The organism is Herminiimonas fonticola, assembly GCF_040395855.1.
Lineage (GTDB): Bacteria > Pseudomonadota > Gammaproteobacteria > Burkholderiales > Burkholderiaceae_D > Oxalicibacterium > Oxalicibacterium fonticola_A.
On the sequence record NZ_JBEBPO010000033.1, the window covers coordinates 1 to 24007 of the forward strand.

24 protein-coding genes, 1 tRNA gene and 1 pseudogene are annotated in these 24007 nt (G+C 54.9%); 12 read left to right on the plus strand and 14 right to left on the minus strand.

Translation table 11 applies throughout. The features are described 5' to 3' along the window. The 4 genes from ABWP27_RS06330 to ABWP27_RS06345 form a co-directional block, all read left to right on the plus strand. A partial coding sequence (locus ABWP27_RS06330) for a M16 family metallopeptidase (protein ID WP_353154912.1) occupies window positions 1-1222 on the plus strand: 1222 nt, incomplete at its 5' end. A 94-nt stretch (window positions 1223-1316) separates the two neighbouring features. Then, window positions 1317-1970 (plus strand): 16S rRNA (guanine(966)-N(2))-methyltransferase RsmD, encoded by a 654-nt coding sequence (rsmD, locus tag ABWP27_RS06335; protein WP_353154915.1) that lies wholly within the window; start codon window positions 1317-1319, stop codon window positions 1968-1970. 143 nt (window positions 1971-2113) lie between these two features. Beyond that, window positions 2114-2611, plus strand: coding sequence for a pantetheine-phosphate adenylyltransferase (gene coaD, locus ABWP27_RS06340; protein WP_304933981.1), 498 nt, complete (start codon window positions 2114-2116; stop codon window positions 2609-2611). 137 nt (window positions 2612-2748) lie between these two features. Beyond that, window positions 2749-3012: a YfhL family 4Fe-4S dicluster ferredoxin gene (locus ABWP27_RS06345; RefSeq protein ID WP_353154917.1), complete on the plus strand. Its 264-nt coding sequence runs from the start codon at window positions 2749-2751 to the stop codon at window positions 3010-3012. A 75-nt stretch (window positions 3013-3087) separates the two neighbouring features. Here ABWP27_RS06345 and ABWP27_RS06350 read toward each other — a convergent pair whose 3' ends face one another. The 10 genes from ABWP27_RS06350 to ABWP27_RS06395 form a co-directional block, all read right to left on the minus strand. Continuing rightward, window positions 3088-4176 carry a DUF484 family protein gene (locus ABWP27_RS06350; protein ID WP_353154920.1) on the minus strand — a complete coding sequence of 363 codons (1089 nt, stop codon included), beginning with the start codon at window positions 4174-4176 and terminating at the stop codon, window positions 3088-3090. 187 nt (window positions 4177-4363) lie between these two features. After that, window positions 4364-5215 carry an MOSC domain-containing protein gene (locus tag ABWP27_RS06355; protein WP_353154923.1) on the minus strand — a complete coding sequence of 284 codons (852 nt, stop codon included), beginning with the start codon at window positions 5213-5215 and terminating at the stop codon, window positions 4364-4366. Between the two features lie 101 nt (window positions 5216-5316). Next, a complete protein-coding gene (gene ychF, locus ABWP27_RS06360) occupies window positions 5317-6408 on the minus strand; it encodes a redox-regulated ATPase YchF (protein ID WP_353154925.1) in 1092 nt (363 codons plus the stop codon). 140 nt (window positions 6409-6548) lie between these two features. Continuing rightward, on the minus strand, window positions 6549-7139 hold the full coding sequence (pth, locus tag ABWP27_RS06365; protein WP_353154928.1) for an aminoacyl-tRNA hydrolase: 591 nt from the start codon (window positions 7137-7139) through the stop codon (window positions 6549-6551). Window positions 7140-7263: 124 nt separating this feature from the next. Then, window positions 7264-7896 carry a 50S ribosomal protein L25/general stress protein Ctc gene (locus ABWP27_RS06370; RefSeq protein ID WP_353154931.1) on the minus strand — a complete coding sequence of 211 codons (633 nt, stop codon included), beginning with the start codon at window positions 7894-7896 and terminating at the stop codon, window positions 7264-7266. A 149-nt stretch (window positions 7897-8045) separates the two neighbouring features. Then, window positions 8046-8996: a ribose-phosphate pyrophosphokinase gene (locus tag ABWP27_RS06375; protein WP_353154933.1), complete on the minus strand. Its 951-nt coding sequence runs from the start codon at window positions 8994-8996 to the stop codon at window positions 8046-8048. 110 nt (window positions 8997-9106) lie between these two features. Further along, window positions 9107-9183: transfer RNA gene (locus ABWP27_RS06380), tRNA-Gln, on the minus strand. Between the two features lie 80 nt (window positions 9184-9263). After that, window positions 9264-10127: a 4-(cytidine 5'-diphospho)-2-C-methyl-D-erythritol kinase gene (gene ispE / locus ABWP27_RS06385; RefSeq protein WP_353154936.1), complete on the minus strand. Its 864-nt coding sequence runs from the start codon at window positions 10125-10127 to the stop codon at window positions 9264-9266. Between the two features lie 30 nt (window positions 10128-10157). Continuing rightward, a complete protein-coding gene (gene lolB / locus ABWP27_RS06390; protein WP_353154939.1) occupies window positions 10158-10796 on the minus strand; it encodes a lipoprotein insertase outer membrane protein LolB in 639 nt (212 codons plus the stop codon). Between the two features lie 131 nt (window positions 10797-10927). Continuing rightward, window positions 10928-12736, minus strand: a complete 1809-nt coding sequence (locus ABWP27_RS06395; protein ID WP_353154942.1) for a tetratricopeptide repeat protein — start codon at window positions 12734-12736, stop codon at window positions 10928-10930. Window positions 12737-12848: 112 nt separating this feature from the next. Between ABWP27_RS06395 and mutM the strand changes: the two genes are divergently transcribed. The 3 genes from mutM (at window position 12849) to mutY (ending at window position 16865) form a co-directional block, all read left to right on the plus strand. Beyond that, entirely contained in the window at window positions 12849-13670 is an 822-nt protein-coding gene (gene mutM / locus ABWP27_RS06400; RefSeq protein WP_353154945.1) for a bifunctional DNA-formamidopyrimidine glycosylase/DNA-(apurinic or apyrimidinic site) lyase, read from the plus strand. Between the two features lie 78 nt (window positions 13671-13748). Further along, window positions 13749-15689, plus strand: coding sequence for a dynamin family protein (locus tag ABWP27_RS06405; protein WP_353154948.1), 1941 nt, complete (start codon window positions 13749-13751; stop codon window positions 15687-15689). Beyond that, on the plus strand, window positions 15690-16865 hold the full coding sequence (mutY, locus tag ABWP27_RS06410; protein ID WP_353154951.1) for an A/G-specific adenine glycosylase: 1176 nt from the start codon (window positions 15690-15692) through the stop codon (window positions 16863-16865). It begins immediately after the preceding gene. Between the two features lie 5 nt (window positions 16866-16870). On the opposite strand, the gene ABWP27_RS06415 is transcribed toward mutY, so the two are convergent. The 4 genes from ABWP27_RS06415 to ABWP27_RS06430 form a co-directional block, all read right to left on the minus strand. Beyond that, a complete protein-coding gene (locus tag ABWP27_RS06415) occupies window positions 16871-17494 on the minus strand; it encodes an LON peptidase substrate-binding domain-containing protein (RefSeq protein WP_353154953.1) in 624 nt (207 codons plus the stop codon). 84 nt (window positions 17495-17578) lie between these two features. Continuing rightward, window positions 17579-18442 (minus strand): RNase adapter RapZ, encoded by an 864-nt coding sequence (gene rapZ / locus ABWP27_RS06420; protein ID WP_353154956.1) that lies wholly within the window; start codon window positions 18440-18442, stop codon window positions 17579-17581. 70 nt (window positions 18443-18512) lie between these two features. Then, window positions 18513-19454, minus strand: a complete 942-nt coding sequence (gene hprK, locus ABWP27_RS06425; protein ID WP_353154959.1) for an HPr(Ser) kinase/phosphatase — start codon at window positions 19452-19454, stop codon at window positions 18513-18515. Window positions 19455-19504: 50 nt separating this feature from the next. After that, window positions 19505-19978, minus strand: coding sequence for a PTS sugar transporter subunit IIA (locus ABWP27_RS06430; RefSeq protein WP_353154962.1), 474 nt, complete (start codon window positions 19976-19978; stop codon window positions 19505-19507). A 470-nt stretch (window positions 19979-20448) separates the two neighbouring features. Between ABWP27_RS06430 and ABWP27_RS06435 the strand changes: the two genes are divergently transcribed. The 5 genes and pseudogenes from ABWP27_RS06435 to ABWP27_RS06455 all read left to right on the plus strand — a co-directional run. Next, on the plus strand, window positions 20449-21252 hold the full coding sequence (locus ABWP27_RS06435) for a lysophospholipid acyltransferase family protein (protein WP_353154964.1): 804 nt from the start codon (window positions 20449-20451) through the stop codon (window positions 21250-21252). Between the two features lie 23 nt (window positions 21253-21275). Next, window positions 21276-22034: a glycosyltransferase family 2 protein gene (locus tag ABWP27_RS06440; RefSeq protein WP_353154967.1), complete on the plus strand. Its 759-nt coding sequence runs from the start codon at window positions 21276-21278 to the stop codon at window positions 22032-22034. Between the two features lie 100 nt (window positions 22035-22134). Beyond that, entirely contained in the window at window positions 22135-22779 is a 645-nt protein-coding gene (locus ABWP27_RS06445) for a COG4648 family protein (RefSeq protein WP_353154969.1), read from the plus strand. Window positions 22780-22830: 51 nt separating this feature from the next. Beyond that, window positions 22831-23763, plus strand: a complete 933-nt coding sequence (locus ABWP27_RS06450) for a lysophospholipid acyltransferase family protein (protein ID WP_353154972.1) — start codon at window positions 22831-22833, stop codon at window positions 23761-23763. Window positions 23764-23792: 29 nt separating this feature from the next. Then, window positions 23793-24007, plus strand: a pseudogene (locus ABWP27_RS06455) (polysaccharide deacetylase family protein); the annotation flags it as partial.

A 24007-nucleotide genomic window follows, 5' to 3' on the forward strand; every position in this document is an offset into this window, starting at 1 on the left:
GCGCGTATTGTTTGTGGAAAATCATACGATCCCGATGCTCGACGTCAGCGTCGATTTCGATGCCGGTTCGCGACGCGATCCGGCCGGGAAATCAGGTACTGCAGCGTTGACGAATGCAATGCTGGCGCGCGGATTGCGCGCAGCGCAAACTGATAACGCAAGCGAAGCGGCCATGAGCGAAGCGCAGATTTCGGATGCATTTGCCGATGTGGCGGCACAGCGTGGTGCCCGTCTCGATGATGATCGTTCCGGCGTTACTTTGCGCACCCTGGTGAGCGAACGCGAGACGGCGCTTGCCCTGCTGGCACGCCTGCTGGCGCAGCCGAGTTTTCCGCAAGAATTTCTGGCGCGCGACAAGGCGCGTACAGTTGCTGCTATCAAGGAAAGCCTGACGCAGCCGGAAGCCATCGCCGATAAAGCCTTTGCGCATTTGCTGTATGGCGCTCATCCGTATGGTGTGCAGCCGACAGTGGAATCGATCACGGCGATTACACGCGAAGACTTGCTGGCCTTCCATGCTGTGCATTACGTGGCCAATCGTGCGGTGGTGGCCTTGATAGGCGACGTTACGCGCGCCGATGCAGACCGGATTGCACGTCAGTTGACGCAGCGTTTGCCGCAAGGTGTCGCACTGCCGGATCTGCCTGCGGTGCCGGTGGCACAGGGCAGGGAGGAACGTATTCCGCATCAGGCGACGCAGGCGCATATTCTGCTCGGCATGCCGGCGCTGGCGCGACATGATCCTGATCACTTTGCGCTGACGGTCGGCAATTATGTATTGGGCGGTGGCGGCTTTGCTTCGCGCCTGATGCAGCAAGTGCGCGAAAAGCGTGGCTTGACCTATGGCATCAGCAGCTACTTCAATCCGATGGCGCAGGCCGGCCCCTTCCAGATCGGTTTGCAAACGAAAAAGGAACAGGCCGGGGAAGCGCTGAAGGTAACGCGCGATACGCTGGCCGAGTATTTGCGCGAGGGCCCCAGCGCTGCAGAGTTGAAAGCAGCCAAGGATAATCTGACCGGCAGCTTTGCGCTGCGTATCGATAGCAATCGCAAGATACTGGAGAATATTGCAGCGATCGGCTTTTACCGCTTGCCGCTGGATTATCTGGATACCTGGAACGCCAAGATTTCCGCCGTGACGGCAGCGCAGGTCAAGGCGGCATTCAATCGCAAGCTGCAACTCGATAAATTATCCACAGTGATTGTCGGCGGCGATCAATAAATAGATTGCACTGTGTGCTGGCATGCGTGCTGCGTAGTCATTACAATCCACGCTGCGCGCACTTTCCGGCGCATCACTCAACCGCAAGTTACTCATGTCAAAAAAGCCGAATACCAAGCCCGCAGCCAAGCGTACACCGCGTCCGAAGATGACGCACCAGGTGCGCATCATAGGCGGGCAGTGGAAACGCACACCGCTGGTGGTGCTGGACGTGGAAGGTTTGCGGCCGACACCGGATCGCGTGCGTGAAACGGTATTCAACTGGATCAATCATTTGATAGATGGCGGATGGAGCCGGATGAAATGTCTGGACTTGTTTGCCGGCACCGGCGTGCTGGGATTTGAAGCCGCCAGCCGCGGCGCCGGGCAGGTCGTGATGGTGGAAATGCATACGCCGGCAGTGCGGCAACTGGAAGCGACGAAAGAAAAACTGCAGGCCGGGCAGGTCAGTATTGTGCGTGGCGATGCATTATCGACAATGCAAGGCATGCAGGCACGTGCTGCTGCCGGCTTCAATCTCATTTTTCTCGATCCGCCGTATCACCAAAACTGGCTTGCGAAAATATTACCGGCTTGCGCACCTTTGCTGGCTGCCGATGGCTTGGTTTATGTCGAATCAGAAGTCTCTCTGGTGTCCGATACGCCGCCAGACTGGCTGCAAGACTGGGAAGTCGTGCGTGCCGATAATGCCGGCTTGGTGTTTTACCATCTTTTACAAGCGAAAAAACTGCCTGAACTTCAGGCATAATGCGCTTTCAGTTATTTGCGGTGCCCATAGTGTCATGCTGCGCTATGCAGGAACAGGAAGCAAAACACCAATCTTGCCTCATCCGGCGCATGCGCCGCGTGTTTTTTCCGCGAGCTGACACTTAGCCACCCTACGGAGCAAAAATGGTCACAGCCATCTATCCAGGAACATTCGATCCACTTACGCGCGGTCATGAAGATCTGGTGCGTCGTGCATCCGGCCTGTTCGATAAATTGATCGTCGGCGTTGCCGACAGCAAGAACAAAAAACCATTCTTTTCACTGGAAGAGCGTCTGACGATTTCCAATGAAGTGCTGGGCCATTATCCCAACGTGCACGTCGAAAGTTTTTCCGGCTTGCTGAAGGATTTTGTGCGCAGGCACGATGCGCGCGTGATCGTGCGCGGTCTGCGTGCGGTATCCGATTTCGAATACGAATTCCAGATGGCCGGCATGAACCGTTATTTGCTGCCGGATGTGGAAACGTTGTTCCTGACACCCTCCGATCAGTATCAATTCATCTCTGGTACGATAGTGCGTGAGATCGCCGCGCTGGGCGGCGACGTATCGAAGTTTGTGTTTCCTTCAGTCGATAAATGGCTGAAAGAGAAAATTGCTGCACAAGCGTTGGAGCAGAAGTAGGCTGAAATTGGAGTTGTCATGGCATTGCTGATCACGGACACGTTGAACGGGGTTTCACAAGGCATTGCCTTGTGCCGGTCAGCGCAGCAAGCGCTTGCAAGTGCTTGCTGTATTCGTCCTGCAGTTGCGGAGGCAATATGGCACTGCTGATCACGGACGAATGCATCAATTGCGACGTATGCGAGCCGGAATGCCCGAACGATGCGATTTACATGGGGCAGGAAATCTACGAGATAGATCCGGCCAAATGTACCGAGTGCGTGGGTCATTTTGATGAACCGCAATGCCAGCAGGTATGTCCGGTCGAATGCATTCCATTCAATCCGGCATGGCGTGAAAGCAGGGAAGAACTACAAGCCAAATATGAAAGGCTGCAGGCAGAGCTCAAAGCCGTGTCATGAATGCCGGTAGCAATAAAAAAGGGACCATTACTGGTCCCTTTTTTATTGCATGCGTATTTTGATTTGGCTTGGTAATCACTCTGCGCTGACGACCTTGTTTCTGCCGCCTTGCTTGGCCAGATATAAAGCCTGATCTGCCTTTGCCAAGAATTGTTGCGCCGCTGCCGCAGTGTCTTCCTTGCGACTGATTGCCTTGAGAGTAGACACGCCGATTGAAACGGTAGCGTGCAGATTTCCACCAGTCGTGAGTGCAATCGCTTGGTTGCAGATACTCGCGCGTATGCGCTCTGCAACTGCAACGGCTGCATCCAGCGAAGCATCGATCAGCAAGACGACAAATTCTTCGCCGCCGAAACGGCCCAACGCATCGCTCAGGCGCAACTCGGCCTTGATGCGCGCCGCAACTTCGCGCAGTACTTCATCGCCGCCCTGATGGCCGTAATTGTCATTTACCTTCTTGAAGAAATCCAGATCGATATACATGGCGGACAAGGCATAGCCGTGCCGCTGCGTGCGTCCGACCTCTTCCAGCAGGCGCCGTTCGACGTAGCGGCGATTGTTGACGCCGGTCAGCGGATCGGTCAGTCCTATATGTTGCAGGCGCTCGTTGTTGATGACGTTTTCAACGCAGATCGCAACGATGGATGCGCGGTGCTGCAGAAAATCGCTCGCCATGCCGGAAGCAAAGCGCGTTGCGTCCAGGCTGCCCAGACTGAGCCAGCCTATCAATGCATTGCGTCGTATCAAGGGTAGTACGGCGACGCTGCTGGGCCTTAATACCGTGTCGGGGAACAGCTGGCGATGTTGGATGCTGTGGTACGTGCCGAGCGATGCCTTGCGTGCCGGATGCGCCATTTCATCGATGCTTTCCTCAATGAAAATCAGGTTGGGATAATCGCTGACGTCGATGCGCAAATCGGTCAGGATGCGGCGAATTTCTGCATCGGGATCGATCAGCGCTAGCGTGACGACATCGAGTTCGGATGCTTCGGTCAAGGTATCGAATACGCTATCGATCAATTCCTGGAACGTATTGGCGCCAATGAACTTCAGGTCGAATTCCTGATAGCGTTGCATGATCTGCTGATTGCGATGTGCCTGCTCCAGCAGCAGTTTCAATTGACTGCGCAACTGCGAATTTTCGGTAGTTGGCGTATTCGTCATGGCATCAGGGGTGAGCGGCGTAGGCAGCGAGTGCAACAGTAAAAAGTGCGAAGTACTGTGAAGTGCTGAATATTACGCTGATGATTTCTGCATGGCAATTTTTATGCCTGCCCGGACTAACCGGGATTGTACTGAGTGTGCAGAATGCTGAGCCGGCATGCACACGTAACAGGGTGAGCCAGGCAGCTTAAAAATCCAGTTCCATATCCACATTCTGACCTACGCGAACTACTTGTCCTGCGCCAGTGAGCAGGATGGTATTCATGCCGAATGCGATGCCATCGTCAATTTTCGGATCGACGCGATAAGTGCGCAGGATATCCAGCGGATCGGGGCCAAATTCGCCAGTGGCCTGATCGATGGACGGCATCGGGCAGCGGGGGCAGGGCTTGACCGGCTTCAGGCTTGCTTCGCCCATTTTGTATTGCTTGGCAAAATCTTCTTCAAACGGTGCAATGTCGCTGAACACCATGCTGGGGCGAAAACGATTCATCGGCAATGCCGAACGTCCTTGCGCCACCAGTTTTTCATTCAAGTCGGCCAGCGACCCGGTGCCGATGACCAGCATGGGGAAGCCGTCGGAAAACAGGGCAGGCACTTCGAGCCCATCCGTCCATTGCTTGCTCGCGCTTCTTTGCGCATTCGGATGAAAGCGTACCAATCTGCAGGTGGTGCCGAGAACATTCGAGAACCATAATGCAGTTGTATCGTCGCAATCGTAGGCGTCGACTTCATCGTCCCAGACTTTGACGCGTATGATTTTTTCATCGGCCGGATCTGGCAGATCCAGCGGAACTTCAAAGCGCAGCATGCCGGGTGCGCGCAGTTCCAGCGTGTCGGCCTTGATGCGTGGTTCGATCAAGGCCATCTTCGGAAATTCACGTTGCGTCAGTGCCAGTCCATTTTCGTCGACCACCATCCATTCGCGATCATAAATATGCTGGCTCATCAAACCTGCCGGCGTCAGCGTCGCTTCGCGCAGCGAAATGCCGGCACAGGATTTGATCGGATACAGATTGAGTTCGGTCAGGATAGGCATGGCGCAATAGGGATACGTAAATGTGCAACTCCGGTCAGGCGAGAATAAAAATCACCTGACCGGGCAAACAATTCAAACGGAATCAGACCGGGTGTTCAACGTTAAACGTTGAACAGGAAATTCAGCACGTCGCCATCCTTGACCACGTATTCCTTACCCTCGGCGCGCATCTTGCCCGCTTCCTTTGCGCCTTGTTCGCCCTTGTAGGTGATGAAGTCTTCGTAGGCAATGGTTTGGGCGCGAATGAAGCCGCGTTCAAAATCGGTATGAATCACACCGGCCGCCTGCGGTGCGGTATCGCCGACGTGGATGGTCCAGGCGCGTACTTCCTTTACGCCGGCGGTGAAGTAGCTTTGCAGGCCGAGCAATTTGAAACCGGCACGGATCAGGCGATCGAGGCCGGGTTCTTCCATGCCCATGTCGGCCAGGAATTCATGTTTGTCCGCATCGTCCAGATCGGCGATTTCAGATTCGATTGCCGCGCAAATGGCGACTACAGGTGCATTCTGCGATTTGGCGTACGCGGTCAATTGATCCAGCAAAGGATTATCGGTGAAGCCGGAGTCAGACACGTTGCCGACATACATGGCCGGCTTGGCAGTGATCAGGCACAGCGGCTTGATCAGTTCCATTTCTTCCGCATCCAGGCCCATTGCGCGCACCGGTTTGGCTTCATCCAGATGCGGCATGATGCGCTCCAGCAGCGCGACCAGCTTGCCTGCATCCTTGTCGCCGGAACGGGCTTTCTTGTTTTCGCGATGGATGGCTTTTTCTACCGTACCCATGTCCGCCAGCGCGAGTTCGGTCTGAATGACTTCGATATCGTCCAGTGGATTGATCTTGCCGGCGACGTGGATCACATTGTCGTCTTCAAAGCAGCGCACGACGTTGACGATCGCATCGGTTTCGCGAATGTGCGCGAGGAATTGATTGCCCAGGCCTTCGCCCTTGGAGGCACCGGCAACCAGGCCGGCGATATCAACGAATTCGACGGTGGCCGGCAGGATGCGTTCAGGCTTGACGATTTCCGCCAGCGCCTTCAAGCGCGGGTCAGGTACCTCGACCATGCCGACGTTTGGTTCGATCGTGCAGAACGGGTAGTTCTCAGCGGGGATGCCGGCTTTCGTGAGCGCATTGAAGAGGGTGGATTTGCCGACGTTAGGCAGGCCGACGATGCCGCATTTGAGACTCATGATGTTGTGCTTTGCTGAGAGATGAATTAACCCGCTATTTTACCGTAGCGAGAGGGGTCTGCCGCGTTTGGCGGACGACTACTTGAGGCTGTGTGCAATTGATCGGATGATGAAGCGCGGATTTGCTGTCGATTTATGCTTTATTTTTCGACAGTGTGCAGTTTCATCGCCGCCGCATTGAAGTTGCCTTCGCATAGCAGGGGAATGATGGAAAGGCTTTTGGCAATCGCCTCGTCTATCAATGGCTGTTCTTCCTTGCGTGGTCGATGCAGTACAAAATCGATGACCGGCTGGTTCAGGTTCAAGGTGCGCGGATGGCCGATGCCTATGCGCAGGCGCCAGTAATCCTGCGTGCCGAGCGCAGCGGTGATGTCTTTCAAACCATTGTGGCCGCCGGATGAGCCGCCTTTTTTTAATTTGGCGATGCCGGGCGGCAGGTCCAGTTCATCATGTGCGACCAGAATTTCGTCCGGCAGAATTTTGTAGAAGCGCGCCAGTGCTCCTACCGACTGCCCGGAGCGATTCATGAAGGTTTGCGGTTCCAGCAGCCAGACTTCCTGTCCGGCGATAGCCGTTTTCGCCGCGAGCGCACTGTATTTGGATTCGCGCGACAGCGTGCAGCGCGGCGTCGCACGCGCGAGTTCATCGACCAGCCAGAAGCCGGCGTTATGGCGGGTTTGTTCGTATTCCTGGCCGGGATTGCCGAGGCCGACGATAAGGCGAATAGGCATGGCGTCGTGAAAATTGGAAAACCTGATTATCGGGGATGAAACTGTCTTGTGTTCAGTCCCATCATAAAAAAACCCGCCACGAAGGCGGGTTCTTCAATTGCAGGGCAAGCCTGCAATTGCGGGATTACTTCTTGTCAGCAGGAGCTGCAGGTGCGGCAGCAGCGGCAGGTGCAGCAGCAGCTTCTTCAACTTTACCGGCAGGAACCGCAGCAGTAGCGATCGTAGGATTGTCTTCGCCGCCGTGGATCACTGCAGAAACGCCTTTTGGCAACTTGATGTCAGCCAGGTGAATCGAGTGACCGACTTCCAGCTTGGCCAGATCGACTTCGACGAATTCCGGCAGATTGCCTGGCAGGCAGGTGATATCCAGTTCGGTTGCCACGTGGCTGATGATGCCGGCCGACAGTTTGACTGCTGGCGAAATTTCAGCGTTCACGAAGTGCAGTGGCACTTTAACGTGGATTTTTTGCTTGGCATCGACGCGTTGGAAATCAGCGTGCAGAACGAGTTGTTTGTATGCGTGGACTTGGAAGTCGCGCAACAAAACCTGTTCTACCTTGCCATCCACTTCCAGGTCGAGAATCGACGAGTGGAACGCTTCTTTTTTCAATGCATGGTACAGCGCGTTGTGGTCGAGCGAGATATTGACCGGTGCAGCTGTGCCACCATAAACGATACCAGGGGTGAGGCCTGCAATGCGCTGGCGGCGGCTCGCTCCGGTCCCCAGGTCATTACGTGCAAATGCGACTACTTTCATGATGAACTCCAAATATGCGGGATGAAAATCATCCCGCGGTTAAATCCCCCGCGACCAGGGGATTTGAAAAGTGGTGCAGCAAGCAAGCTGCACCGGATCGGATATCGACGAAGATCGTCGCATCCTTGTTCTATGTTGTTTCTACGTGCTTATTCGGCAAACAGCGACATGACCGAATCGCCGGTGCTGATGCGCTTGAAGGTTTCAGCCAGCAGGCTGGCGCAGGACAGCACGCGAATCTTCGGGCAGGCTCTGGCCGCATCGTTCAGCGGAATCGTATCGGTCACCACCAGTTCGTCCAGCGGCGAGTTCGTGATGCGTTCGATCGCAGGGCCGGACAGGACCGGATGCGTACAGTAGGCGATGACCTTCTTCGCGCCACGTTCCTTCAATACTTCAGCAGCTTTCGTCAGTGTGCCGGCGGTATCGACCATGTCATCCATGATCACGCAGTTGCGGCCTTCGACTTCACCGATGATGTTCATCACTTCCGACACGTTCGCTTTCGGGCGACGTTTGTCGATGATGGCCAGATCGCAATTCAGGCGTTTTGCCAATGCACGGGCGCGAACCACGCCGCCGACGTCAGGCGAAACGACCAGCAGATCGTCGTAATTCTTGGCAACCAGATCGCTCAACAGAATCGGCGATGCATAAATGTTATCGACCGGGATATCGAAGAAGCCCTGGATTTGGTCTGCATGCAGATCCATGATCAAGACGCGTTCGACGCCGGATTCCTGCAGCATGTTGGCGACGACTTTTGCCGAAATCGCAACACGTGCCGAGCGCGGACGACGATCCTGGCGGGCATAGCCGTAGTAGGGAATCGCGGCGGTGATGCGGCCAGCAGAGGCGCGTTTCAGGGCATCGACCATCAACATGATTTCCATCAGGTTGTCATTGGTCGGTGCGCAGGTCGATTGCAATACGAATACGTCTTTACCGCGGACGTTTTCGTTGATCTCAACCACGATCTCGCCGTCGGAGAATTTGGAAACAACAGCTTTACCAAGCGGAAGGCCAAGATGCTTGGCAACTCCCAGAGCCAGATCCGGATTTGCGTTGCCGGTAAAAACCATCAGGTTTTCGAGTGCCATGGAAATTCCCGCTACAAAGTTAAATGACAGTAAAAAGCTGGAAAGCCGCCAAAGCCTGACGGTGACGTCTTGCGTTGGCGGCTATTGTTTTTTCTTGCTATAGATATGAATGGCAGGGGAAGAAGGACTCGAACCTTCGAATGCTGGAATCAAAATCCAGTGCCTTAACCAACTTGGCGATTCCCCTACGCAACCTTTGTGTCTTTCGCACATTCTTCGCTATGTTAGCGGCGGATAGTGCGAACGACGAATTCGTTGTGACTTCTATTACGACTGCAGCAAGTGAGCGAGCGGATGATGCGTGATCGCTTTGGCTTTCCAGGCTTTCCATTGCGGCGGTACTGTTGCCAGTACTGCATCGACTTGTTGTTCGTCCTTAAACGGGCAAAACACACAAGCGCCGGAACCTGTCATTCTTGCATTTCCGAATTGCTGCAGCCATTTGATGGCGTCGGCTATCGGTGGAAACAAGTTTGCAGCCACGACTTGCAGGTCGTTTTTGCCGAAGCTTTCTTGAGCTCCGGAAAAGTCCGATATTTTGACGGGTTTCGTATCCCGTGTCAATTCAGTTGACGAAAATATCTGCTGCGTAGGAACAGACACGCCCGGTTCGATGACAATAAACCAGTGTTCTGGCGTTTCCACTGCGACCAAAGCCTCGCCTATGCCTTCGGCAAATGCATTTTGGCCGAATAGAAAAAACGGCACGTCCGCCCCCAGTTGCAGGCCGAGTGCCATTAATTCGGTTTGCGTCAGCCCGGTTTGCCATAAATGATTGAGTGCCAGCAGCGTGGTGGCCGCATCGGACGAGCCGCCGCCCAAGCCGCCACCCATGGGCAGGTTTTTTTCGACGGCAATATCCGCGCCGGGAACCTTGCCTTGTTTTTTTGCTTCCGTTTGCAACAACTTCGCGGCACGCACGACCAGATCGCTGTCAGCCGGCACGCCTGTCAGTTCCGTGCTGCGATGAATGACGCTATCGTCGCGTACGGAAAAATGCAGTACATCGCCTTTGTCGATCAACTGGAATACGCTTTGCAGCAGATGATAGCCATCTGCGCGCCGTCCGGTGACGTGCAAAAAAAGATTCAGCTTGGCCGGTGCCGGGCAGTTATTGAGTGTGCGAGCCATATTCTTGTCCGGGTATCAGTAAAGGGCGTTTTATTGCGTCTGCCAGTTATCGAGCACGATGCGGATCGCGACCTTGCCGGCCTGTTCGGTCTGGCGTTCGAGATCGATGCGTTTCGGACGGTTTGGCATTGCTGCCTGATGATCGTCCTGCCAGCTCTGGTATTGAATGTGCCAGCCGTCGCTGGTCGTGACTTTTGTGTTCGATGGCGATGCAATAAAGGCCCGCTTGTTGCCATCGATGGCGTAGCCCTGCAGCCAGTTACGCAAGCCGGAAACCGGCAAAGGCCAGCCCAGAGCTTGCTGTGCCAGAGCGTCGGCATCTGCTGCACTGCGGGGCGCCTGGCCGGATTGGGTCAAGGTGGCGCTGTTCGGGGTGACGTCTATGGTGGCGAGAATCTGTCCGAGCGGCGACAGGATGGTGATCGTATTGCGTTCCTTGCTTTGCTGCCAGGTAAAGCTGACGTGTATCGCTTCATCCTTGTCATCCTTTTGATATTGCACCGAGAGCCGGCCATCCAGATTCAGCGTTTCGCTATAGGCGCGTGGAGTCGATACTGATGCGCTGGTGTCATCTGGCGACTCCAGCGTGGTGCACGCCGTCAGTAATAAGGTGCTGAGCGCAATCGCCGTGGCGGCTTTATGAGTGAGAGCGCAGAGTGTGTCTCGCATGAGTGAGCCGGGTATAAACATGGGCATGGTGGTGTGAGGAATGCAGAGAATCATGCTTGCTGCGATTGCATTTGTACGGGAATCGCGGGCAAACGGCGGATGTGACGACAACTGCCATCACATCCCGATGGTTACAATTTGGTGCGCAGGCGTGCCAGCGTATTTTTCAGCATATCGTTTTGCGGATCTTTCCGGTTGGCTTCGCGCCACAACTGTTGTGCAGCGTCTTTCTCTCCCTTGATCCACAGCACCTCTCCGAGATGCACGCCGATTTCCACATCCGGACGGATGGCGTAGGCGCGACGCAGAAAATTCTCTGCTTCCTGCAATTTCCCAAGGCGGAAATATATCCAGCCCATGCTATCCATGATGAAAGGGTCTTCCGGCGCCAGTTTCGATGCCCTGTCGATCAGCGTGTAGGCTTCCTGCAAATGGATGTTGCGCTCGGCAAAGGAATAGCCCAGTGCGTTGTATGCATGCTGATTGTTCGGCGCCAGCTTGATGATTTTGCGCAAGGCGTTTTCCATCAAGTCGAAGCGGTTGGCTTTTTCTGCCAGCATCGCGTAGTCGTACAACAAGCCGGTGTCTTCGGGGAAACGCTCCACGCCTTTGCTCAATATTGTCAGGGCTTCCGGTACGCGATTTGCATCGCGCAACAGTTGTGCATTGGCGACGATGATCTGTATCTGTTCGCGCTGGCCTTCCGGTTTCAAATGATCGAGAAGATTGCGTGCGCCATTCAGATCGCCGGCGCTGGCCATGATCTGTGCACTTCTCACCTGTGCTTCCAGATAAGCCGGCCCAGGTTCAACTTGCGCCAGCCATTTGAGTGCGCCGGGGAAGTCCTTGCGATCTTCAGAGATTTGCGAAAGGATCAGCAAGGCTTGTACCGGATCGCGTTCTTCGTCGGGATTCTCTTCCAGCTTTTGCAGATACAGACTCAGATATTTTTCGGCGCCTTCCCTGTCATTCATTTGTGCCGCCAGAATGCCGGTCGCATACAGGATAGTCAAATCGTCAGGCTGTTCCTTGAGCAGAGTCTCAAATTGCTTGCGTGCCTCCTCGTTCTGCTTGTCATCGATCAGCGTTTTTGCGTAGGCGATGCGGACGTCGTGGGCTTTCGGATGTTTATCGAGGAAGTCGGCGAGAGTCTTGAGTGAATCGGCGCGATTCGGCATCGCCTGGGCCAGCATCAAGACGGCGATTTCCAGATCCGGTTTGATATCCAGCGCTTTTTTCGACTCCATGCGCGAACGTGCAAGATCTTTTTTTGCAAATGCGCCCTGCGACAGCGCAATATGCGTTTCCACCAGATTCTGATACGGCGCGGTCAATTCTTCCAGCAGCGCGAAGGCGGCGTTCTTGTCCTTGGTGCGCGCCAGCAGGCGCTGTATTTGCAGAATCAGCAAACCACGTGCCTGTGGACTGACTTCCTGCAGGCGCTCGGTAAAAATAGGCTTGGCTTCCGCCAGATTTTCTCCCAATACAACCAGGCCCAGGTAAAACTGGTTGGCTTCATCCGAGTGCGGCGCCAATTCGCGCCATAATCTGACGGCAGACAGGGCTTCACCGGTTTGCTTGACGTTCAGGGCGATTTCCGCGGCGCGGCGTGCGAGGCGGGGATCGCGCGTTTCCTGTGCGCTGACCAACATCGTCACATAGGCAAGCTGCCAGTCGCCGCGCTGGTAAGCCAACTCCCCGCGCAACAGCTTGAACAGCAGATCTTCCGTAAGTTCGACGTTGGGCAAGGGATCGTCGTTATCGTTGACGATGTGTTTTTTAGTTGCAGGCTGGCTGATGACAGCTGGTGGTTTCTGGGCTTCTTTGGCAGTCAATTTGGGCGACTGCGCAGCGTCGGCCGGCGCCAATGGTTCAGCGTACAGATAGTCGCCAGTAGAGAACAGCACCGACAGCGTTACAATGACGAGAGCATTTTTCAATTGAAGTCCAAGCAAATCGAGCAGGTTTTTATTCTACGCTGAACCGCTACGCTATGCGCGGCACGACGCAGTATAAACGCCGTGCCTGAATCACCACGGAAGTTGTGTCTCCATGCCTGAATTACCTGAAGTTGAAGTGACGCGCCGCGGCGTTGCCCCGTATCTGGAGGGGCAAGTGGTCAGCGGTGTCGTATTGCGCCATACCGGTTTGCGCTGGCCTTTCCCTGCGGCCTTGTCGCAGACCCTGGCCGGCCGCACGATACGCAGCACCGGCCGGCGCGGCAAATATCTGTTGATTCATTTTGATCATGGCACGCTGATCATCCATCTCGGCATGTCCGGGCATATCCGTATTTTGCCCCTGGACGTGCCACCGCAAAAACACGATCACTTCGATATGACGGTCGGCAATCAGGTGCTGCGTCTGACCGATCCGCGCCGTTTCGGTGCGGTGCTGTGGCATGCGGCAGAAGAAGGGACGGTCGATCATCACTTATTGCTGCGCACGCTGGGCGTGGAGCCGCTGGAAAGCTTGTTTACTGCGCAATGGCTGTATAGCCAGACGCGCGGTCGCCGATCGGCGATCAAGCAAGTGTTGCTGGCGGGCGACATTGTCGTCGGGGTCGGAAATATTTATGCATCGGAAAGTCTGTTCCGGGCGCGCATCAATCCAAAGACGCCGGCCCATCGCATCAGCCTGCAGCGTTACGAACGATTGGCGCAGGCGATACGCGAAATTCTGGCCGCCGCCATTGAGCAGGGCGGCAGCACGCTCAAGGATTTCATCGGTGTCAACGGACAGTCGGGTTACTTCCAGCAAAACTATTTTGTCTATGCCCGCAGCGGCGAACCTTGCCGTATTTGCAATGCGCCGGTGCGGCAAATCGTGCAGGGCCAGCGTTCGACCTTCTATTGTGCAAATTGTCAAAAGTGAAGACAGGTGCTAGTGTCACTCTGGCGGAGGAGTCGACCCGGGAAATCTGCGGCATAACAACAGCAAAACGAGGTCCATGTGAGTAATCTGGTACAAAAATTTCAGCAGTACAGCAGCTGGCGCAATGACGTCAAGACTTCGCTTGAGCGCTATCGCGATTGCGTGAATGTCATTGATCTGGCCGATGGTGCAAGCGATCAGCGCTTCGCACAGATGCTGTCGCGCCTGAACGAAGATAAATTATCGATTGCCTTTGTCGCTGAATTTTCGCGCGGCAAATCGGAATTGATCAATGCCATCTTCTTTGCCGATTACGGCCAGCGCATTTTGCCGACCTCCGCCGGGCGCACCACGATGTGCCCTACCGAATTGCTGTACGACGAAACCTTGCCGCCATCGATACGGTTGCTGCCTATCGAGACGCGCGCCGAAGCGCAATCGACCAGCGACTTCAAGGCGCAGAGCCAGGTCTGGACCGTCTTGCCGCTCGATACTTCATCCGGCGACGGCATGCTGGAAGCATTCAAGCAAGTCAGTCTGACCAAGCGCGTACCGATAGCCGAAGCGGCAAGCTACGGCCTGTATGACGAAACCGATCTGGACATGGTGCTGGGGGTGGATGAAAACGGCATGGTCGAGATTTCGCAATGGCGGCATGCGATCGTGAATTTTCCGCACCCGCTGCTGAAACAGGGATTGGTGATTATCGATACGCCGGGTTTGAATGCGATCGGTACCGAACCTGAGTTGACGTTGAACCTGATTCCGAATGCGCATGCGGTGCTGTTCATTCTTGCAGCCGATACCGGTGTGACCAAAAGCGACATCGATATCTGGCGCAATCACATAGGCGGCACAGGCGCAGGTCGCCTGGTCGTGTTGAACAAGATCGACAGCATGTGGGATGAGTTGCGCACGCCGGTCGAAGTCGAACAGCAAATCGACATGCAGGTTGGCAACGTCGCGCAAATACTGGATATCCCGCAGCGGCAGATCTTTCCGGTATCGGCGCAAAAAGGTTTGGTCGGCAAAATAAATGCCGATGCACCGTTACTGGCGAAGAGCCGCTTGCCGGCACTGGAAAGTGCATTGTCGAACGAACTGATCCCTGCCAAGCAGGACATCATACGTGCACAGCTGCTGGCGGAAGTCAGGGAGCTGGCTGCTTCCAAGCAGGCGCTGCTGCTGTCGCGTTCGCGGAATGTGGTCGAACAATTGCTGGAACTGAAAAGTCTACGCGGCAAGAATCAAACCATACTCGATCACATGATGAAGCGCATCGACATGGAAAAAACCGAGTTCGACGGCAGCCTGTTCAAATTGCAGGCCACGCGTTCCGTCTTTGCGCGTTTGTCGAACGAGGTATTTACCCACCTCGGCATGGGCGTCATGAAAGACGAGATTCGCCGCGCGCGCGAGGCGATGGAGAGCAGCAAATTCACTGCCGGCTTGCGCCAGGCCGTGAAGGAATTTTTCCTGCAGGCATTGCACAATCTGGAGCTGTCGGCGCAAAAGACCGATGAAATCGGCGAGATGATGTCGGTCATGTATAGGAAATTTTCCACGGAACACGGATTGGCCCTTTCGACGCCCATGCCGTTTTCCCTCGAAAAATACATGAAAGAAATCGACATGATCGAAAAGCTGTATCACAAGCAGTTTGGTGCAGCGACGATACTGACCACGCCGCAAGTCGTGCTGATGCAGAAATTCTTCGATTCGATCGCATCGCGCGTCAAGCAGAGTTTTTTACAGGCAAATCGTGATGTAGAAGCCTGGCTGAAAGTCGTGATGGCACCGCTGGAAGCGCAGATCGGCGAGCACAAGCTGCAACTGAAGCGCCGCAAGAAATCAATTGAAAAGATTCACCTGGCAACCGATAGCCTGGAAGAAAAAGTGTTGGCGTTTGAGCAGATGCAAATCGAATTCGATGCACAACAAGTGCAATTGAAACACCTGGAGAATGAGTTGAAGGCGGCAATTCTGGCGCAGCTGGGTTTGTATAAAGCAGCAGCCTAGATGAAGCGTGTCGTCAGAGAACCAGAGGCAGGTGTAGTCTCCGCAGGTAAAAAAACAGCAACCACAACAAGGTCGGAAAATCCGGCTACGCTGGCCGACCCGGCGTTTTCGCACGCCGTTATCCATTGGCAAAAACAGCATGGACGTCACGCGCTGCCCTGGCAGAATACGCGCGATGCGTATCGCGTCTGGCTGTCGGAAATCATGTTGCAGCAGACTCAGGTCGCAGCGGTCATTCCTTATTACTTGCGCTTTCTCGCCAGTTTTCCTACCGTGGCGTCGCTGGCCGCAGCACCCTCGGAAGAGGTGATGGCGCATTGGAGCGGACTCGGTTATTACTCGCGTGCGCGCAATCTGCACAAGTGTGCACAGGCGATTGTGAGTGCACATGGTGGCGTATTTCCCAGCGATCCGGTCTTGCTGGAGCAGTTGCCGGGCATAGGTCGTTCAACTGCGGCGGCGATTGCAGCATTTTCCTACGGTACCCGCGCCGCCATTCTGGATGGTAACGTCAAGCGCGTATTTGCCCGCGTATTCGGCGTTGAGCGTTATCCCGGCGAGAAAGCGGTGGAAAATGAGTTATGGCTGCGTGCAGTGGCGCTGCTGCCGGACACTGGTGTAGAAGCCTATACGCAGGGTTTGATGGATCTGGGCGCGACCTTGTGTACACGCAATCGCCCATCCTGCAATCGTTGTCCGCTGGCGCAACGCTGCGTTGCCTATGCGACGAACAGAACCGGAGAACTGCCGATACGCAAACCGAAAAAAGCCGTGCCGGAAAAAGCTACGGCGATGTTGCTGATTATCGATGACGAGCAGATTTTGCTTGAGCAGCGGCCGGACAAAGGCATTTGGGGCGGCTTGTTGTCGTTGCCGGAAATGGATGCGTCGCTGCAGCCGGGAACTACAGATTTTGATGTCGCGCTGGCGCATGCGATTGCCGCGTTCGGCATACCGGCATCGGTGGAAAAATTGCAGCAGTTCTCACATACCTTTACGCATTTCAAACTGCATGTGATGCCGTATCGCATTGCGCTGGCGCAGCGCCTGCAGATCGCTGGGCAAAGCAGTCACAACTGGTATCCGGCGGCCAGAATGGCGGATGCACCCTTGCCGGCACCGGTCAAGAAATTGCTGCTGGAAGTATTTCGCGCGCCGGATTTACTGTCTGAATAAAAACTTCAAACGATGTGATGTTGCTGCAGGTATTGATGGATGATCGTCAGGCGGCTTTGCGGATCATCGAGTTCAAGCAGTTTTTGCCGCGCTTTCATCGGTATCGGCAATATTTCACTCCAGCGATTTGCGACCCATCCGGCATCGTGCAATTGCAAAGTCTCAGGGAAGGGAGTGTCGAAATCGATGCCCTGTTCCATCTGGCCTTTGGTATTGATGTCGTGGATGACGAGCGCCAGTGTATCGGCGCAGGCCTGATGCTGTTTCAATAGCACGCCGCTGATGGTTTCCAGCATTTCAATCCGCGCTGACAGGCATTGATCCTTGTCTGAACGTGTCTCCAGAATGCGGAAGCGTGCGCCGCCTTGCGTGCGCAGCAGTAAAACGCCGAGTTGCGGTGCATCCCAGTCAACGATGTGAGCCAGGCAGCCGGTCTCTTCAGGTTCCGCAATGCCGCCAACTTCCTGTCCCGATTTGATCAGCACTACGCCGAACGGCGCATTGCGTTTCATGCAATCGCGCACCATGTCTATATACCTGGTCTCAAAAACCTTGAGAGGAAGAATGCCGTCAGGGAAGAGCACAGCGTTAAGCGGAAACAGCGGCAGCCAGTTTTCGTTTTCGGGCATGGCAAAAATAGGAAGCGGAATAAGGTTGATGTGATGGTGCCGGTATGATGAAGAAACAGGCGTGCCTGGTATCAGTTCCCGGTATCAGTCCAGCTCGCGGTGCCGGACCAATACATGTTCCGTCGGACGAAAATATTGCGCCAGTTGTTCAACGATATAGACGGAGCGATGCTGGCCGCCGGTACAGCCGATGGCGACCGTAAGGTAACCGCGATTATCGTTCTTGAACGAAGGCAGCCATTTCTCGACAAAGCCGCGTATATCCGCCAGCAAGGCCATGGCATCCGGCTGCGCCTGCAGGAAATCCTGTACTGGAGCATCGCGCCCCGTCAGCGGGCGCAGTGCTTCGTCGTAATGCGGATTGGGCAGCGTGCGTACGTCGAACACCAGATCTGCATCGAGCGGTACGCCAAACTTGAACGCAAACGACTCAAACAAAATGGTCAGTGGTGAATGATCGCTTTCAACCAATCCCTTGATCCATGCCCGCAGTTTGTTGGCGCGCATGCCGGAAGTATCGATGACGTGACCGATCTCTTCTATGCCTGCCAGCATTTCGCGCTCTTCGTGTATGCATTCGGTCAGGGTGCGCGGTTCTGCATTGCTATCGCCGGCAAAGCCGCGATGCGAGAGTGGATGACTGCGGCGCGTTTCGGAAAAACGCGCAATCAGGGAATCGGTTTTCGCGGTGAGGAACAGGACTTTTACATCGTGCCCCTGGCTGCGCAGCCAGGCGAGGTCGGCGGGCAGGCCGATCAGCGAACTGGCGCTGCGCACGTCCATCGAAACGGCCAGTGTTGTTCCCTGTTCATCAAGGCGCGCCGTGACCAGTGCACGTAACAGCGTAGGCGGGAGGTTGTCGACGCAGAAATAGCCGGCGTCTTCGAGGGCTTTGAGTCCGACAGATTTGCCGGAGCCTGAAATTCCTGTGATGAGAATGATGCGCATGGCAACAATCATACCGCAAGGAAAGGAAGAGGGTGGCGAACCGCGTCTGAGCTTGCGGCTTGCCTGCTATTTACTCGTCGTTTTCCATCGCTTTTTGCTGGCGAATCATGAAATCCTTCAGCGTATCGATGCCACGCAATTGCAAGATCGTGTTGCGCACGGCGGCTTCGAGCAGAACCGCCAGATTGCGGCCGGCTTCGACCGGAATCACGACTTTGCGTATCGACAGGCCGAGAATTTCTTCGCTTTGCGAAGGCAGTGGCAGACGTTCGTAGTTTTCTTCCAGCGTGCTGCGTCTAACCAGATGCACAATCAGCTTCAGACGCATCTTGCGGCGCACTGCAGTTTCGCCAAAAATCGTGCGTATATCGAGCAGGCCCAGGCCGCGTACTTCCAGCAGGTTTTGCAGCAATGGCGGGCAGCGGCCTTCTATCATGTGCGGTGCAATGCGTGCAAATTCGACCGCATCATCGGCCACCAGGCCGTGATTGCGTGAAATCAGTTCCAGGCCCAATTCGCTTTTGCCCAGACCTGATTCACCGGTAATCAATACGCCTACACCCAGCACGTCCATGAAAACACCGTGCATCGTAATGCGTTGCGCCAGCTTTTTTGACAGATAAACGCGCAGGAAATCAATGACCTGCGCGGCCGGCAGCGGTGTGGAGAACAGCGGAATATTTTTTTCGTCGCAGATCGCCATGATGTCTTCCGGCGTTTCCAGGCCCTGCGCGATGATGAATGCCGGCGGTTGGCCAGCGATTAGCTCGGCACTGTGATGCGCGCGTGCCGTTGGCGACAGACGTTTGTAGTATTCGACTTCCTGGTGGCCGAAAATCTGAATCCGTCCCGGATGGATCAGATTCAAGTGGCCGACCTGATCCGCTGCCGACGTTGCGTCGCCCAGGATCAGGCGTTCGCCCCCCGGAAAGCCGGCGAACCACCCTAACTGCAGCAATTCGCGGTTATCGTCATAAAGTTGCTGGATGCTGAGCGGGGTTGGCAATGGCATGGTGAATACTGACGGAAACGAGGATGCGCGGTGGAAACCGGTGCGGGTGTTTAGTTGGAGCTCTGCAGACTGGGTTGCCAGGTGATCAGGCGCGCATGAACAGCCGCCGCATCTTCCGTGGTCGACAGCAAGGTGCGGAAAGCCTCATCGGAAAACATCTCTGCCAGTTCGGACAGGATTTCCAGATGCTGTTGCGTCACATTGTCGGGAATCAGCAGGAAAATCAGCAGACTGACCGGTTGTCCGTCAGGCGACTCAAACGGAATCGGTTGCGCCAGCCGGACGAAGGCCGCCAGCGGCGCCTTCAATCCCTTGATGCGTCCATGCGGTACGGCGACGCCGTGGCCCAGGCCGGTCGAACCCAGACGTTCGCGCGCGAACAGGTTTTCGGAGACGACCGAACGGGCGATGCCGCAATTGTTTTCAAAAATCAAACCGACCTGCTCGAATGTACGTTTTTTGCTGGAAACATCCAGGTTGAGTACGACATTACCGGGTGGGAGAATCTGGCTTAAATGGTTCATGGTGCAATGCACAAAAAAGGACTCTGCCGGGAATTATAGGCCTATTCGTTTGCAATAGGGCTTGAATCGGGAAACGCAAGAGGCGGGCGCGCCGGATTGTTGTGCAATAACCCCATTCTGTGAAGAATGTTTGCTTTTTGTTTTATACCGCGGTTCAGTGACTGTGGTGATTTCATTGTGTAAAGCGACCGATGCAATGAAGTCGCGTCCGTTTTTTTGCCTGTCAATCCCATCACCATGCAAATTTTACAAATACGCAGATATGACAACATCTATCCGGGGACAGGTCTGAAATGAGGGCGCAAGTGGTGTCAATCAAGCTATAATTTTTTGCCTATGACATTTGCAGTTTCCGAATAGCGCCATTGTTACAGTAGTGGGCAACTGGCGCAACAGATCGCATGACGATACGCCGTAGCCGCGCGCCACTTGCGCAAGCATAGATCGATAGTATTTTTCAACTTCACCGAATGATTCATTTGTTAAAAAATCGTCTGCAGCATGCGCGCAATTTCCTGACTCTTCTATTTGGCTTGCTATTGCTGGGCGTCGTGATGGTGGTCGGTTCGACAGGTTTGCTTCTGTACTCGGCGTTTTTGCGCCGGGATCAGCGCAAGCAGAACGCGCGTAACGTGATCACCCGTACGTTTCAGATGTATTTCGGCGTGCTGCAATCCTTGCACATTCTGCATCTGGATCTGTCTGACCTCGATGCCCTGCGCAATGATCGCGGCGTGATTCTGGCATCGAATCATCCGTCGCTTCTGGATGCGCTGCTTATCAATTCGCGCTTGTCGAATGTGGTGTGCATCATGAAAGAACAGGTGCTGAAAAATGTGCTGTTCGGGCATGGTGCAAGAATGGCCGGGTATATTCCGAATAAATCGATACGGGATATTGTCAATGTGGCTGCTGAAGAGTTGACAATCGGGAGTCAGCTGTTGCTCTTTCCCGAAGGCACGCGTAGCCGGACTGCTACCGTCAACGAACTGCAGGCAACGGTTGCGGTAATCGCCAAACGAACAGGTGTCGATGTGCAAACCATATTGATCGAATCGGATTCCGGATTTTTAGGGAAGGCCTGGCCACTCTATCGTGTACCTTCATTCCCGGTCCATTTTCGCGTGCGCGTCGGGCGGCGCTTTTTGCCCGCCGATAACGTCAAGCAGCTGGTGACCGAGATGCAGGAGTATTTCGAGCAGGAACTTGCCAATTCACGTCCTGCCAGGTCATTCACCAAACATTGCTGCGGTTCGATGGAAGCGCAGCGTTAATTATTTTCAGCCAGGGTTTTTTCATGCAAGCGTCTTCTACACATCTGGTTCTGATTCCCAGTTACAACCCGGGTAGCACCGTCTATGCGACGGTCGCGTCGGCACGGCAGTTCTGGAATCCCGTGTGGGTGATTGTCGACGGCAGCAGCGATGGATCTGCGGCCCAGCTGCAGCGCATGGCGGAACAGGATGATGGACTGCGTGTCGTTGTACTGCCTGAGAACGGTGGCAAGGGGACGGCAGTATTGCACGGTATGGAACTGGCGCAGCAGCAGGGTTACACGCATGTGCTGACGATGGATTCGGACGGCCAGCACGACGCCACGATGATTCCGCTGTTCATGGAAAAATCGATCGCCCAGCCTGATGTGATGGTGCTTGGTCTGCCGGTGTTTGATGCAAGCGCGCCCAGTCTGCGTGTCAAGGGACGCAAGATTTGCAACTGGTGGGCAAATCTGGAAACCTGCTGGGCCGGGATAGGCGATTCGCTGTTTGGTTTTCGTGTGTATCCGATTGCACCACTGGTCGAAATCATGCGCTCGCATCACTGGATGCGGCGTTTCGATTTCGATCCCGAAGCGGTGGTGCGCCTATGCTGGCACGGCGTGAAACCTGTTAATGTGCCTGCGAAGGTCAAGTATCTGAAAGCGGACGAGGGTGGCGTATCGCACTTCAATTATTGGCGCGATAACAAGTTGCTGACGTGGATGCATACGCGGCTGTTTTGCGGTTTCCTCATCCGTTTGCCACTCCTCCTGGTGCGCAAACTGACTGCCAAATAGCGCACATGAGCGGATGCATGCGGCCGCAGCAGGCCCATTCCCGTTCACCCTCCTGATTCTGTAAAGCGATGTCGTTATGCCGGTTGTAAAAACTCTCCTGATGGTTGTTGCAATCATCGTTTACGTCTCGCTGAGCCATGTGGCGCTGCTGGTGCAGGATGCGCACAGCATCTGGCGGCAGATTGCAGTCGTCATGCTGATTGTGCCGATTATCGGCATCGCCGGCTGGGGTACGATTGCGGCATTGAAGCAGGCTGGCAGCGGTGTGCTTGTCAGGTGTACGGGTGGATTGCTGGTGATGGCAGCGATGAGCTGCATGACCGTTGCGCTATGGGCGACGTTGCTGGTGCGGCTGGACTGGATTTATCTGATTCAGCATATTGCCTGCAATTCGATGCTGTGCTGGTTCTTTGCGCAGACCTTGTTTGGTGATCGCACCCCTCTCATCACCACGCTGGCGCGGACGATACATCCTGACATGCCGGACGATGTGGTCCGCTATACGCGCAAGGTGACGCTTGCCTGGGCCATCTTCTTTGCAATGCAGGTGCTGGTTTCCCTGGTCATTTTTTATGTGGCGTCGATAGAAACATGGTCGATGTTCGCCAATATTCTTAACTGGCCCCTGGTCATTCTGATGTTTGTCGTGGAATACCTATGCAGAAAGCGGGTCAATCCGGATTTCAAGCATGCGACGATCAAGGAAAGCGTGTCCGCCTATTTCAATAACAAAAACAAGGTTTGAATGTGCCTGTCGCTATAATTCTGCGCTTGAAAATATCGCCAAGAAACATCCATGCAAGGGAAAACAGATTTTATGTCGCAGGACTGGACTGAAAAAAAAGAGCGCGGCTCGGCGGGGTCGCTGCGCTTCATGGCGAAGCTTGCAGCTTTGCTGGGCAGACGCGCGACGCGTCTGTTGCTGTATCCGATCGCGTTTTACTTTTTTCTGGTGGTGGCAGATGCGCGCCGGACTTCTGCTGACTATCTGGCGCGGGTATTGGGGCGCAAGGCCCGCTGGCATGAAGTATTTCATCACTTTCACGTGTTTGCCGGCGTCCTGCTTGATCGCGTCTACTTTTTGCAGAATCGCGTCGAATATTTCGATATCGATGTGATGCATAACGCGTATGACGAGGAAACTACCGAAACACGTGCCGGCGGCGTCTTTGTGATGGGAGCGCACATGGGCAGTTTCGAGGTAGTGCGGCTGATATCGCGCGCCAAGGCGGAACTCAAGCTGGTGCTGCTGATGTATGAGGAAAACGCACGCAAGATCGGTGCGCTGATGGCGGCAATCAATCCGCAGGCGCAGCAGGAAATTGTCGCCTTGGGAAACCTCAATGCCATGCTGACTGTCAGGGACCGGCTGGCTGAAGGCGGCATCATAGGCATTCTGGCCGACCGTACGCTTGGCCACGAACGCAATTTTCCGGTTACTTTTCTGGGCGAGACGGCGTATTTCGCGGCAGGCCCTTTCAAGATGGCGGCCATGATGCGCAAACCGGTTTTCCTGATGATGGGGCTGTATCGCGGCGGCAACCGGTATGAAATTCATATCGAGAAAATCGCTGATTTCAGCGATGATGAGAATGGCGAACGTCGCAACTCACCACAGGCCATCGATGCTGCCATCATCAAATATGTAGCGCGGCTGGAATATTTCGCCAGACTGGCGCCGTACAACTGGTTCAACTTTTACGATTTCTGGCAAGGAAACGCGCGATGATCGAATCCGCGATTTCAAATCATTCGGATATGACAAAAACACGAAAATGGCAGCCCAGCGCTTTCATCAAGGCATCCGTTGTGCTGCATGTCGTTGCAGTCGCTTCAGCGTTGCTGTGGCCGCAGTTCATCGTCATCTGTATCGCAGCATTGATCGCCAATCATGCAGTGCTGACCGCTGCCGGACTATGGCCTAGAAGCTCCCTGCTGGGCCCGAATACACTGCGCCTGCCGGGTGGACGACC

Coding starts and splice junctions, on each gene's coding strand:
- ychF (WP_353154925.1), bottom strand. CDS start 6,408: ATGAGTCTCAAATGCGGCATCGTCGGCCTGCCTAACGTCGGCAAATCC.
- ispE (WP_353154936.1), bottom strand. CDS start 10,127: ATGGCTCGCACACTCAATAACTGCCCGGCACCGGCCAAGCTGAATCTT.
- ABWP27_RS06375 (WP_353154933.1), bottom strand. CDS start 8,996: ATGGCACTCGAAAACCTGATGGTTTTTACCGGCAACGCAAATCCGGAT.
- coaD (WP_304933981.1), top strand. CDS start 2,114: ATGGTCACAGCCATCTATCCAGGAACATTCGATCCACTTACGCGCGGT.
- lolB (WP_353154939.1), bottom strand. CDS start 10,796: ATGCGAGACACACTCTGCGCTCTCACTCATAAAGCCGCCACGGCGATT.
- hprK (WP_353154959.1), bottom strand. CDS start 19,454: ATGCCATTGCCAACCCCGCTCAGCATCCAGCAACTTTATGACGATAAC.
- ABWP27_RS06415 (WP_353154953.1), bottom strand. CDS start 17,494: ATGCCCGAAAACGAAAACTGGCTGCCGCTGTTTCCGCTTAACGCTGTG.
- ABWP27_RS06370 (WP_353154931.1), bottom strand. CDS start 7,896: ATGAAAGTAGTCGCATTTGCACGTAATGACCTGGGGACCGGAGCGAGC.
- ABWP27_RS06355 (WP_353154923.1), bottom strand. CDS start 5,215: ATGCCTATCCTGACCGAACTCAATCTGTATCCGATCAAATCCTGTGCC.
- mutY (WP_353154951.1), top strand. CDS start 15,690: ATGAAGCGTGTCGTCAGAGAACCAGAGGCAGGTGTAGTCTCCGCAGGT.
- ABWP27_RS06445 (WP_353154969.1), top strand. CDS start 22,135: ATGGTTGTTGCAATCATCGTTTACGTCTCGCTGAGCCATGTGGCGCTG.
- ABWP27_RS06350 (WP_353154920.1), bottom strand. CDS start 4,176: ATGACGAATACGCCAACTACCGAAAATTCGCAGTTGCGCAGTCAATTG.
- mutM (WP_353154945.1), top strand. CDS start 12,849: ATGCCTGAATTACCTGAAGTTGAAGTGACGCGCCGCGGCGTTGCCCCG.
- ABWP27_RS06345 (WP_353154917.1), top strand. CDS start 2,749: ATGGCACTGCTGATCACGGACGAATGCATCAATTGCGACGTATGCGAG.
- ABWP27_RS06450 (WP_353154972.1), top strand. CDS start 22,831: ATGCAAGGGAAAACAGATTTTATGTCGCAGGACTGGACTGAAAAAAAA.
- ABWP27_RS06430 (WP_353154962.1), bottom strand. CDS start 19,978: ATGAACCATTTAAGCCAGATTCTCCCACCCGGTAATGTCGTACTCAAC.
- ABWP27_RS06435 (WP_353154964.1), top strand. CDS start 20,449: ATGATTCATTTGTTAAAAAATCGTCTGCAGCATGCGCGCAATTTCCTG.
- rapZ (WP_353154956.1), bottom strand. CDS start 18,442: ATGCGCATCATTCTCATCACAGGAATTTCAGGCTCCGGCAAATCTGTC.
- pth (WP_353154928.1), bottom strand. CDS start 7,139: ATGCCTATTCGCCTTATCGTCGGCCTCGGCAATCCCGGCCAGGAATAC.
- ABWP27_RS06440 (WP_353154967.1), top strand. CDS start 21,276: ATGCAAGCGTCTTCTACACATCTGGTTCTGATTCCCAGTTACAACCCG.
- rsmD (WP_353154915.1), top strand. CDS start 1,317: ATGTCAAAAAAGCCGAATACCAAGCCCGCAGCCAAGCGTACACCGCGT.